The organism is Pedobacter sp. PF22-3, assembly GCF_026239555.1.
GTDB lineage: Bacteria > Bacteroidota > Bacteroidia > Sphingobacteriales > Sphingobacteriaceae > Pedobacter.
Genome location: NZ_JAPIVP010000024.1, coordinates 1 through 12,515 on the forward strand (window position 1 = coordinate 1; position 12,515 = coordinate 12,515).

Below are 12,515 nucleotides of genomic sequence, written 5' to 3' on the forward strand. Positions count from 1 at the left end.
CCCAAGGAATAAGGAAAACGGCAGGATATAAACCAGGAATAACCCCAAACAAAATAACCCTTAGAACTAATAAAAATTAAAAGTTATATTGCATTAGTAAATCAAGTAAATTGGTGTAAAAAGCCTTAGTAATTATTCACCAAAACTGTCAAGCTTTTTTAGGAAGGGTCAGGTTGCAGTCGTTAGTTCAGACGTTGCGGTCGATGGTTCAGAGGTTGCGGTCGACAGTTCAGAGGTCGCAGTTAATAGTTCAGACGTTGCGGTCGGTAGTTCAGCCGTTGCGGTCGATAGTTCAGCCGTTGCGGTCGATAGTTCAGACATTGCGGTCGACAGTTCAGAGGTTGCGGTCGATAGTTCAGCCGTTGCGATCGATAGTTCAGATGTTGCGGTCGACAGTTCAGAGGTTGTGGTCGACAGTTCAGAGGTCGCAGTCGTTAGTTCAGACGTTGCGGTCGATAGTTCAGAGGTTGCGGTCGATAGTTCAGAGGTCGCGGTCGATAGTTCAGAGGTCGCGGTCGGTAGTTCAGAGGTTGCAGTCGGTAGTTCAGGCGTTGCAATGAGCCGTTTTACGGTTAAGCATTGCATAAAAGAGAAACAGCAACCCGTTTAGGTGACTGTTATTGGAATGAGGAAATAAATTAGGGATGATTTTTTAGGGTATTATGGGTGTTTTAGTTCAGGGTTCGGAACGGTATACCCGAAATCTGTTTGTATTGGGGGCTGGTTGACCCAAAAACAGATTTTGCGTAATTTTTCACATCCTGAGCCAGGGCAACTATACCCGTTTCTGCATCGTAAAGCGTGTTATTGCGGTTAATGCGTAGGGTACTCAACTGCGAGCTGTTGGCTACCACATCGCGGTTTTTCTGCAATAAATCGTTATATAAACTGGTGAGGCTGGCCAGCTGCAAATCTACCTCGTTAGGAGCGTACTGCGGTATGGTGGCTAAGAGTTTAATCTGCTTATCCAACGTATCGAGCAGGTTATCGTAACTCTGTTGCGAGGCCGAAACCTGGTTAACCACCGTACCGCTGGCGGCCAGGTTATTCTTTTCTTCGGCGGTGAGTTTGGCTGTTGCCCTTTGCCCCTGTATTTTGCGGTGGTGGCTTACTGCATTATCCAATACCTGTTGGGCTACACTGTTGGCCTTAACGGCGCTCAGCACACGGGTACTCAACTTTTTTAAGGGCTTAAAAGCCAGATCGCGCAGGGCTATGGCATTGCTGTTTTTGGCGGCAGCATCGTGCACCTGCTCGTTAATGGTTTTGGCTGCGGTGGCTTTCTCGGTTAAACTGCTCAGCTGGATGTTGGCATTGCTGGGGTTGTACACGGCACCATAACCGGTTACATAACTTAAAAGGGTTTCGAAATTGGCTACGTTTTTGGCGTGGCCGGTTTCATTCGTTTTAGACATAACTTGTAGTTTTAAAAGGTAAATAAATTGGATTAATTGGCATTAAGTTAATATTATTTTCTTTACAACTAAAAGGAGTGGAGATATTTTTTTTAAAAGAGTGGGGGAAACCGTAAAGAGGGGTGATATGAATTGGAGAGATTTGATTGAATAATTTAAAACCAAATCTTATGGCCAATTACAGATTAAATTTGAACCAACAAGCCAATGGCAATTATGAGGTTCACGAAGCGGGATGCAGGTATTATCCTGAACAAAATTACGATTACTTAGGGGTGTTTAGCTATTGTACCAGCAGTTGCGGAAGCGAAAAGAAAGCATGCTTACAAATAGATTAATGGTTGTGTGCATTGTTCGAAGCCTTGCCATACGTGTTAATTGAATTATTATTGGAGCAGGGGTTAAATGACTGCTGTCACTATTTTTTTATTTTAGTGTATTTTTTATTGGAGTAACAGATAGCAGATTCATTTGTATGATTGTTTATGATTACATTAGACAATTAAATAAATTATAAAGCGATAAAATCTATCATCCCACATGAGGTTCTATTTTTTTTTGAATTCCAATATCTATTTTAGTTCCTAACAATTTAAAGCAGCTTTAATGGATTTGCTATATTTTAGCAGAAAAAACACACCAAATTTTAATATGGCTAAAAATACTATAAATAAGAAGAACGAAGAACCTTTAGAAAAGCAGCTTTGGAAAACAGCTGATAAATTGCGCAAAAATATAGATGCTGCTGAGTACAAGCATATAGTGTTAGGTTTGATATTCTTGAAATATATTTCTGATGCTTTTGAAGAACAGTATGCAAGTTTAAAAGCAGATGAAGCAAATGGCGCCGATCCGGAAGATAAAGATGAGTATAAAGCAGAAAATATTTTCTTTGTGCCACAAGATGCAAGATGGATTCACCTACAATCGAAAGCAAAACTCCCAGATATTGGGAGGTATGTAGACGATGCAATGGATGCAATTGAAAAAGAGAATTCTTCATTGAAAGGCGTACTTCCAAAAGTATTTGCCAGACAAAACCTTGATCCAACCAGTTTAGGGGAATTAATTGATTTGGTAGGTAATATTGCTCTAGGTGATGTTAAATCGAGAAGCGCTGATGTTTTAGGCCACGTTTTTGAATATTTTTTAGGTGAGTTTGCATTAGCAGAAGGTAAAAAAGGCGGACAGTTCTATACGCCTCGAAGTGTGGTGGAGCTATTAGTTGAACTATTGGAGCCTTACAAAGGTAGGGTATATGATCCATGCTGTGGTTCAGGGGGGATGTTTGTCCATTCGGAAAAATTCGTGCTTGAACATCAGGGAAGAATTAACGATATTTCTATTTATGGACAGGAAAGTAATCAAACGACATGGCGACTAGCCAAAATGAACTTGGCTATACGTGGTATTGATAGCTCACAGGTAAAATGGAATAATGAAGGTTCTTTTTTAAATGATGCTCATAAAGATTTGAAAGCTGACTATATAATTGCTAACCCACCGTTTAATGATAGTGATTGGAGTGGTGATTTACTTAGAACAGATGGAAGGTGGAAGTATGGTACTCCATCTTCGTCCAATGCGAATTTTGCGTGGATTCAACATTTCATTTATCATTTATCCCCAAATGGTAAAGCTGCATTTGTTATTGCAAATTCTTCATTAGCTTCTGAGAACAAAATTGAAAATGAAATTAGAGCTAAAATAATTAATCAAGATATAATAGAGTGTATTGTATCAATACCTGGCAAGCTTTTTTATTCCACACCAATCCCAGTTTGTATCTGGTTGTTAGATAGAAATAAAATAAAAAATACAAATGGTAGAAAAGGAAAGATCTTATTTATTGATGCAAGTCGTTTAGGAAAACAGCTTACAAGAACAAGTAATTCACTGACAAAAGATGATATTGATAGAATTACATCAATATATCGTAATTGGAAAAAAAGTGATGAAAATTACAAAGATCTGCCTGGTTTTTGCAAAACAATTGATATTGAAAATGTAGCTAATAATGATTATATCCTTTTTCCTGCTAAATATCTAGATATAGATCATTATGCAGAAGTTGTATCTGTTGATAAGATAAAAGAAAATATGGCTAAGCAATGGAATTTATATAATCAAGCTATTATTGAAACCAATTCATCTATTAAAGATATTGAAAACCTATTCTTAAAACCGCAATTACAATTTCCGTTACCTCTAGAAACCAAAAAGTTCAAATTAAGTGAAATATTAGAAAAATCCAATGAAAGATTGGGCAGTAATGAAGAACCTGAGATTTTAACATGTACAGAGAATGCTGGGTTAATTTTTCAAAAAGATAGGTTCTCTAAGCGGATAGCTACTGACAATACAAGTAAATATATGGTTGTTCGAAAATCAGATATAGTGTACAACCCTTATTTATTGTGGGCAGGGGCAATTGATCAATGTTGGATAGTTGATATTGGTATTACTTCTCCAGCCTATGAAGTACTTAGAGTAAAAAAAGGCTTTAATCCAACATTGATAGGTACATTATTGAAAAGTGATTTGTTGAAAAAAATGTATGATGGTATTTCAATCGGTACTATTCAAAGAAGACGAAGAGCGCCAGTAGAGCGTTTCCTTGATTTAGAAGTAGTTCTTCCTACTATGAAAGAACAGGAAAAGTTAAATGTCCTATCTGAAAAAGTCCAAATAGAGATTAAAAATCTTCGTAATTCTGAGAATAAGTTGCAAAATTTTTACAAAGAATTAAATAATTACTGGTTAAATGGCTCTTATGATAGTCAATAGTATTTAAAAAAAAATAATTAAATATTTTCAGCTAAAGAATAGGAATAATATGAAGATTTTATATCAATTTTTTTTGGCATTTAACTCAACATGGCTAATAGTGGTGGTTTATCTTGTAAAGGAGAAATTCAGATTTAATTTTTTACAAGAAATTCCAAGCTACTACTCTTGGGTTCTCTTTATATTAATACCAATTGCTTTAACTGCGCTAAGCTTCCTTGTCGCAAGAAAATTGCCAAGAGACAGATTGCAAACTACTTCAATCAAAGAGATTGAATTGGCTAATAATAATTTTCTGCCTACCTATTTAGGGTATTTTTTTGTATCGCTAGGAATAAATGATATTTCTACATTAATTGTTGTTTTTTTAATAATATACGTTTTTACAGTTTTATCGCAAACACTTTATTTTAATCCTATATTCCTACTATTTGGTTATCATTTTTATTTTATAAAAACATCGGGAAATGTTAAGATATTTTTGATTACCAAAAAACGATTAAAAACACCTGGTGATGCAGGATTCAATGATTTAAGAAGAATTAACAATTATACATTTATTGAACTCTAAATTAATCTCTTATGGCAAATTACATTTACGGAAAAGTAAAAAGAAAACAAAGTGTTTTTAGAATAATCGAAACAGAAACAGAAGTTTACAAAATAGCTGAACTAAATTTAAATGGAGTTGATTATAATCCAGCAACTTTAATCGAAAATGAAGAATTATATCAAATATCAAATTTTTCTCAGTCTGGATATTCCTTTGATTTTCTAAATAATGATTTAGATTCAGTAAATCATGATCAAATAAGTAAAGATGATTTGAAAAAGCTATCGTTTATATGTACTGTACAAGCTAATTTGTATTTTTTTCAAATAATTAATTCTAGTTTTTATATCAGTAAAAAATGGTTTTCAATTGAAGAATTGTCTTTAGAAACTAACAAGCCAATCATCACAATAAATCCATTCGCAGATGCTATATATGATAAGCAAACTGATATTCTTTATTTCAAGAAGTTACCAGCTGCTCAAAAAATATTTAAAGGGATGGATCAATTATATAAAGAAGCCACTGAGGCAGAAACAGATGCATTTTTGCAGAATGAATTTCTTAAAGTAAACGATACATTTAATGTTCAGAAAGTTACTGTTCCCAATAGAAAGAGAATAGCATTAGTTAATGAAACTTTAAGTCATTTTTCTGATGATGAAAAACAAGCGATATATAACTATACGAATCAATATGGTCAAGTTAGCTATGAAGGGGGCAAATTTAAAATTGAAACTGACGATGATTTAAAGTTTGTGCTATGGGGAATTGAACAACGTTTTTATACTACACCTATAGGGGGAGAAAAAAGAGTAGCTAATTCTGTCATTTCAATTTAAAGAAAGATTCAAAGTTATGACTGAATTCAACGCCTCAATATTACAATTACAAGATTTAGAATTCTCGCTTTTTAATATACCTGATTATCAACGTCCATATATTTGGTCAATTAAGGAAACGCGGCAACTATGGGAAGATATTTTGTTGAGCATAGAACAAAAGAAAAACGATTATAGAATTGGTACAATTATTTTACATAACAACAAAGAGACACATCGTTTAGATATTGTTGATGGGCAGCAGCGCTTAACTACATTATCATTATTATTATACTTGTTGAGTGATAAATCTGTGGAATTGCCATGCCAGTGCTTTTTGGAGCAAAAGCAATTTTTACATAAAAATTCCATAGAAAATATTCAAAATAACGCTATAGAAATTCAGCAATGGATAAATGATGAATTGGAAGACAGTGAAATTGTTTTAAAGTATGTACTTACGCAATGCTCTATGGTTGAAATTAGGGTAAATAGCATAACTGAGGCTTTTCAAATGTTCGATTCGCAGAATGGTCGAGGTTTGACTCTGGAAGCCTACAATTTATTGAAAGCATATCATCTTCGTTATTTTGGTGACTTGCCGGAAGAAGAAAAGATACTTCATGATCGGACATGGGAGAGTTCAGCTAGAAATAATGATGAGAAGGATTATTTAAAGCAGTTGATTGATGAGCAACTATATAGAACCCGTATTTGGTCAAGACATTACCCCGCTTATAGTTTTACTAAAAAGACTATAGGAGAGTTTAAGGGCTGCGGAACCTGCAATTTAAAATATCCTTATCAAAACTTTGTTAATAGCCAACAGCTAAAAACAGATAGTAAAAATGTAGTGCGTTTTGCCGATGATGGCTTATCTCCAATCACTCAAATTAATCAGTCTATTGTAAATGGTACTAGTTTTTTTGAATATATCCAAAACTATGTGAAAATGTACAAATTACTTTTTCTACAGAGTCATTTGCATCAACACCTAATGTTTTTTGCGGATTTTTATAAGGATTATTGCATAGGATTTAAGAAAAAAGGAGATTATTACTTATTAGAACTCTACAAGTCTTTAGTTATGCTTGTTTTTGATAAATTTGGCATTGTAGGTTTAAAGAAATATCATCAGTTGCTTTACGCTTATGTATTTAGATTTCGTTTGGAGAAAAAGTTCGTCAAATTTGATAGTGTAGCTCAATTTCCAGCAGGTACTATAACACAGATACATCATGCTAAAGATTTGTTGGATTTGAATTTTATAAAGAAGCCCGCATTAGCAGACATACATAAGCAAGTTAATAATCATAACAACGGCATTGTAGAACGCTTTTTTAATCAATATTTTAATGTAAATATTAGGTAGTTTATGGCAGCCTTAAATAATGCTATCGCTAAAAATGTTGCGCAGATATTAAAACAGTCCTATGTTGTGCCCTTATATCAGCGAAATTATAACTGGGGTGTTAACGAAATTACCCAATTTTTACAGGATATATATGAAAGTTTTAAGAACAATAGTAAACAGAATTATTATATAGGAAGTTTAATTGTTTTTAAAAGAGAAATAGAAAATATTCGATTTGAAGTGATAGATGGGCAGCAGCGTTTAACTACTTTGCATTTAATTGCTGAGCTAATTGATAGTGAAAATATTGAATTTAGCCATTTGAGATATGATTCTAGAAAAGAAGTAGAAGCTTTTTTTGATAGACTTAGCAGAGAAAAAGGTAAGATTAAACAGGATGACCAAGATTTAGAGCAAAGTAATTTATTAAGTTTCTTTTCAGCGGTAGATACTATTCTTAATTCAAAATTAGATGGGGAATTAGACTCTGTATTGTCTATTTCTAACTTAAAAAAAACGGGTAAATTGAAAGAATTTGCTAATTATTTCTTTAATAATGTGATGTTAGTTGAAGTAGAAATGCCTGCAGATACAGATGTTGCCAATTATTTTGAGATAATGAATAACAGGGGAGGTCAGTTGCAAGAACATGAAATCTTAAAAGCCCAACTGATGTCTAAAATTAAGGATAATAAACAACGTTCTATTTTTGGTAATGTTTGGGATGCCTGTTCTCAGATGGATCGCCCAATACAAAAATTTTTTACTCCAGATCAAAGAAGCTTAATATTTGGAGATAATTATGATGAAATTAAACTTAAGAAACTTTATAAACTAGAATATCATAAAGGTAAGGTGGAACGCTATTCCATACATGATATTATACATAGTAAGGTTATAAAATCGCAAGAAGCTTTTTCATTAGAGAAAGAAGGCGAATTAGATGAAGATATTAAGTACACCTCAGTAATTGATTTTACAAATTTCCTAATCCATGTTTTAAAATTAACATATTATGAGGCTGAAATACCTTTAAGTAGTGATAAATTGCTTAAAATATATAAATCGATACCATCAGCTATAATAGATGTAATTTCTCCGATGGAATTGCTAGAAAAAATATTTTTTTATAGGGTAATCTTTGATCGTTTTATTGTTAAATCATCAATAGAAAGTGAGCAAGCAGATAGACGTGACGGAATTGTAAAAGGGGGAGCTGATAGTGAGCTAAATGGTAGGTGGATGTTGGTGAAACCTGTAATGTATTTGAAAAATACAAAATACAAGGGAAGAAGATACCCTACTCTAAATTTTAAAAATACATTTGAGAATGAGTTTTACCAAGGTAGGATTTTGAAACTCTTATCTATGCTACAGGTGACTTATCGACAACGTAAAAATAAGAATTATCTTCAATTCATCTTGAGCTTATTTGAAATTAGTAATTCAAAGACTATTGGAATTACAGCAATAGATTTTTTGCGAAAAGTAGAAGGATTTGCTTTATCTCAATTTGATAAATTAGAACTTAGAGAATATCTCGAAATTGAGGATATCTGTATAGATAAATCTGTCTACGCACAGGGAACAAATACTCCTCATTTTGTTTTTAATTTCATAGACTATTTGTTATGGGTTGATAAAGTCCATAATAAGGCAGAACATAATATTGATGAGGAGTTTGATTTTACGTATAGAAACTCTATTGAGCATCACTATCCACAAGCATTAAAAGAGCACTTACACACAAATACTATATTGAATAAGGACGTAATCTTAAATTGTTTTGGTAATTTATGCTTGGTAAGTAGAGGAGCAAATTCAAAATTAAATGACAGAGAACCTTTGGGTAAGGCTGCTGACCAACGTTTTAATTTAAGCACGCTTACTCCCAAAAGAAGAATAATGTATAGCGTTACCAACAATAATAAAAGTTGGAATGAAAAAGAGATAATAGAACATCATTTAATATCCGTAGGTATCCTGCGTAGGAGAAAAGAAATATTAAATCATAATTGATTTTACCACCAATGACTGAAAATTTAATAGAATTATTGGCTGTAGAGCGTTTAAAACAACTTGGATATGAATATATCTATGGCGCTAATATAGCTCCAGATGGAGAACAACCCGAAAGAGATAGTTTCGAACAGATTTTATTATTGGGCAGATTAAAGAGATCAATCGAAAGAATTAACCCTCAAGTTCCTTCTGATGCGCAAGCAGAAGCCATTAAAGATTTACAACGCATTGCATCGCCAGAGTTGCTTACTAATAACGAAACTTTTCACCGTATGCTTACTGAAGGCATTCCAGTATCTAAGCGGGTATACGGCGATGATCGTGGGGATAGGGTTTGGCTAATTGATTTTAAGAATCCTCTAAATAATGATTTTGTAGTTATTAATCAGTTTACCGTTGTTGAAAATGGAAATCATAAGCGGCCCGATATAATATTGTTTATCAATGGTTTACCTTTGGTTGTAATTGAACTTAAAAACGCTGCTGACGAAAAAACAACATGTCAAAGTGCATTTAGGCAGGTTGAAACCTACAAAACCATAATTCCAAGTTTATTTACTTACAATAGTTTTGTAGTAATTTCTGATGGATTAGAGGCGAAGGCGGGCTCTATTTCTGCAAGCTTCAGTCGGTTTATGGCTTGGAAATCGGTAGATGGAAAAGCCGAAGCATCCCATTTAATCAGTGAGTTGGAAACACTAATAAAAGGAATGTTAAACAAAGATACTTTAATTGATCTTATTAGGCATTTTATAGTGTTTGAGAAATCTAAAAAGGAAGATCTAGCAACAGGAATTATTACTATTTCAACCATTAAAAAATTAGCAGCTTATCACCAGTATTACGCAGTAAATCGTGCAATAGAATCAACTCTACGGGCTACAGGTTTCCAAATATTGAGTAAAAATGAAATAGGAGTAGTTATGGAAGACCCTATAAGTTATGGGTTGCCAGGAGTAAAAAATCAGCACATTGGAGATAAAAAGGGTGGAGTTGTTTGGCATACACAAGGGAGCGGGAAATCATTGTCTATGGTTTTTTATACTGGCAAAATAGTTTTGGCTTTAGATAATCCTACAATTCTTGTAATAACCGACCGCAATGATTTGGATGACCAGCTGTTTGATACTTTTGCTTCATCTAAACAACTACTTAGGCAAGAGCCAGTTCAGGCAGAGGATAGAAACCAACTGAAAGATTTGTTAAAGGTGGCATCTGGTGGTATAGTATTTACTACAATTCAAAAGTTTAAACCTGAAGGAGGTAATGTTTACGAACTGCTTTCTAACCGAAAAAATATTGTGGTTATCGCCGATGAAGCACACAGGACCCAGTATGGTTTTAAGGCTAAAACTATTGATGATAAGGATAGAAAAGGAAATGTAATTGGGAAAAAAATTGTTTATGGTTTTGCAAAATATATGCGGGACGCGCTACCAAATGCAACATATTTGGGATTTACTGGTACACCAATAGAAAATACAGATGTAAATACACCTGCAGTTTTTGGTAATTATGTAGATATATACGATATCGCACAGGCAGTTGAAGATGGTGCAACGGTTCGTATTTATTATGAAAGTCGCCTAGCCAAAGTTAACTTGAGTGAAGTAGGTAAAAAGTTGGTTGCTGATTTAGATGAAGAGCTTGACCAAGAAGATTTAACAGATACACAAAAGGCAAAAGCAAAATGGACACAGCTAGAAGCACTTGTTGGTAGTGAAGATAGAGTTAGGAATATCGCAAGTGATATTGTTACTCACTTTACCCAAAGACAAGAAGTATTTGAAGGTAAGGGGATGATTGTTTCAATGAGTAGAAGGATCTCAACCGAATTATATGATGCCATTATTGATTTAAAACCAGAATGGCATTCTGATGATTTAAATAAGGGAGTAATTAAAGTAGTAATGACCTCCGCATCTTCTGATGGAGCTGAGATCGCCAAGCATCACACTACTAAACAGCAAAGACGAATGCTTGCTGAAAGAATGAAAAATCCAGATGATGAATTGCAATTGGTTATTGTTCGTGATATGTGGCTTACTGGTTTTGATGCACCAAGTATGCATACGCTTTATATTGATAAACCAATGCAAGGGCACAACTTGATGCAAGCAATAGCAAGGGTAAATAGGGTTTATAAAGATAAACCAGGGGGATTAATTGTTGATTATTTAGGTATTGCTTCTGATCTGAAAAAGGCTTTATCTTTCTATTCTGATGCTGGAGGCAAGGGTGATCCTACAATTGCACAAGAGCAAGCTGTGCAATTAATGCTGGAGAAGATGGAAATCGTTTCTGCGATGTATCATGGCTTCAAATATGAAAGTTATTTTGAAGCAGATACTTCTAGAAAATTGTCGATGATTTTGGCTGCTGAGGAATACATTTTAGGGTTAGATGATGGTAAGAAAAGATACATTAATGAAGTAACTGCATTATCAAAAGCCTTTGCCATTGCAATTCCGCATGATCAAGCAATGGATGTGAAGGATGAGATTTCTTTTTTTCAAGCAGTAAAAGCGAGACTTGCGAAATTCGACGGAACTGGTTCGGGAAGAACTGATGAAGAAATAGAAACTACAATAAGGCAAGTGATAGATCAGGCGCTTATTTCTGAACAGGTAATAGATGTTTTTGATGCAGCGGGAATCAAGAAGCCCGATATTTCGATTCTTTCTGATGAGTTTTTAATGGAGTTAAGGGGGATGAGGCACAAAAATATAGCGTTGGAGGTGTTAAAAAAACTGCTAAAGGATGAGATAAAGGCTCGAGTTAAAAAAAACTTAGTGCAAGGTAGGTCATTAATGGAAATGCTTGAGGATTCAATAAAGAGATATCATAGCAAAATTCTGACTGCAGCAGAAGTAATAGACGAGTTGATTAAGCTAAGCAAAGATATTGTTAATATGGATAATGAGGCAAAGGCTATGGGATTAACAGATTTTGAATATGCTTTCTATACTGCGGTAGCCAGCAATAAGAGCGCGGAAGAGCTGATGCAGAAAGATAAATTGAGAGAACTTGCAGTTGTACTAACCGAAACAATCAAACAAAATGCCTCAATTGACTGGGCTATTAAAGAAAGTGTAAAAGCCAAACTTAAAGTAGCTGTTAAAAGGCTTTTGAGAAAATATGGCTATCCACCAGATATGCAAATGTTAGCGACGGAAACAGTATTAAAGCAGGCTGAAAAAATAGCAAATGAATTAGCTAGAAATTAATATCTTTTCGAAATTATAAATGGTCATCTTCCTAACAGATGGTAGTTTAATTTCATCCGGATACATAAAGCTAATCATTCTGATCGGGCTTTTACTTTTATAGCAGTTTTTCTATTTATTCTTCAATAGCTCCACTTTCTCTCTTTCGCTCGCTAATAATCTTTCGTACAAATCTTTGTTTGCCTCTAATGCTTCCATTAATTTATCTAATGGATTATAGATGGTAGGTAGTTAAATAAACAACCGTTATTATGATTGGTTACGGTATTGCCAATAATATTAAAAACAGCTTCCTCTCTGAAATTTTTTTATTGATTCCGCTGTCAGACCCAGCAG

The 12,515-nt window shown here is 34.1% G+C and carries 8 protein-coding genes; 7 read left to right on the plus strand and 1 reads right to left on the minus strand.

All coding sequences use genetic code 11. From position 1 onward, the window contains the following. Nucleotides 1-671 precede the first annotated feature (671 nt). On the minus strand, nucleotides 672-1,415 hold the full coding sequence (locus OQX63_RS21780; protein WP_265852913.1) for a hypothetical protein: 744 nt from the start codon (nucleotides 1,413-1,415) through the stop codon (nucleotides 672-674). A 170-nt stretch (nucleotides 1,416-1,585) separates the two neighbouring features. Between OQX63_RS21780 and OQX63_RS21785 the strand changes: the two genes are divergently transcribed. From OQX63_RS21785 to OQX63_RS21815, 7 genes are all read left to right on the plus strand, one after another. Continuing rightward, nucleotides 1,586-1,753 (plus strand): hypothetical protein, encoded by a 168-nt coding sequence (locus tag OQX63_RS21785; protein WP_265852914.1) that lies wholly within the window; start codon nucleotides 1,586-1,588, stop codon nucleotides 1,751-1,753. Between the two features lie 313 nt (nucleotides 1,754-2,066). Continuing rightward, entirely contained in the window at nucleotides 2,067-4,202 is a 2,136-nt protein-coding gene (locus tag OQX63_RS21790) for an N-6 DNA methylase (protein ID WP_265852915.1), read from the plus strand. Between the two features lie 49 nt (nucleotides 4,203-4,251). After that, entirely contained in the window at nucleotides 4,252-4,773 is a 522-nt protein-coding gene (locus OQX63_RS21795; RefSeq protein WP_265852916.1) for a hypothetical protein, read from the plus strand. An 11-nt stretch (nucleotides 4,774-4,784) separates the two neighbouring features. Further along, nucleotides 4,785-5,597, plus strand: coding sequence for a hypothetical protein (locus OQX63_RS21800; RefSeq protein WP_265852917.1), 813 nt, complete (start codon nucleotides 4,785-4,787; stop codon nucleotides 5,595-5,597). A gap of 16 nt (nucleotides 5,598-5,613) precedes the next feature. Next, on the plus strand, nucleotides 5,614-6,948 hold the full coding sequence (locus OQX63_RS21805; protein ID WP_265852918.1) for a DUF262 domain-containing protein: 1,335 nt from the start codon (nucleotides 5,614-5,616) through the stop codon (nucleotides 6,946-6,948). Nucleotides 6,949-6,951: 3 nt separating this feature from the next. Beyond that, nucleotides 6,952-8,949, plus strand: a complete 1,998-nt coding sequence (locus tag OQX63_RS21810; RefSeq protein WP_265852919.1) for a DUF262 domain-containing protein — start codon at nucleotides 6,952-6,954, stop codon at nucleotides 8,947-8,949. Between the two features lie 11 nt (nucleotides 8,950-8,960). Further along, nucleotides 8,961-12,179, plus strand: a complete 3,219-nt coding sequence (locus tag OQX63_RS21815; protein WP_265852920.1) for a type I restriction endonuclease subunit R — start codon at nucleotides 8,961-8,963, stop codon at nucleotides 12,177-12,179. Nucleotides 12,180-12,515 lie beyond the last annotated feature (336 nt).

What these genes read in the sequence shown, in the direction of transcription:
- OQX63_RS21800 (WP_265852917.1), top strand. Translation starts at nt 4,785, where the DNA reads ATGGCAAATTACATTTACGGAAAAGTAAAAAGAAAACAAAGTGTTTTT.
- OQX63_RS21795 (WP_265852916.1), top strand. Translation starts at nt 4,252, where the DNA reads ATGAAGATTTTATATCAATTTTTTTTGGCATTTAACTCAACATGGCTA.
- OQX63_RS21815 (WP_265852920.1), top strand. Translation starts at nt 8,961, where the DNA reads ATGACTGAAAATTTAATAGAATTATTGGCTGTAGAGCGTTTAAAACAA.
- OQX63_RS21780 (WP_265852913.1), bottom strand. Translation starts at nt 1,415, where the DNA reads ATGTCTAAAACGAATGAAACCGGCCACGCCAAAAACGTAGCCAATTTC.
- OQX63_RS21810 (WP_265852919.1), top strand. Translation starts at nt 6,952, where the DNA reads ATGGCAGCCTTAAATAATGCTATCGCTAAAAATGTTGCGCAGATATTA.
- OQX63_RS21790 (WP_265852915.1), top strand. Translation starts at nt 2,067, where the DNA reads ATGGCTAAAAATACTATAAATAAGAAGAACGAAGAACCTTTAGAAAAG.
- OQX63_RS21805 (WP_265852918.1), top strand. Translation starts at nt 5,614, where the DNA reads ATGACTGAATTCAACGCCTCAATATTACAATTACAAGATTTAGAATTC.
- OQX63_RS21785 (WP_265852914.1), top strand. Translation starts at nt 1,586, where the DNA reads ATGGCCAATTACAGATTAAATTTGAACCAACAAGCCAATGGCAATTAT.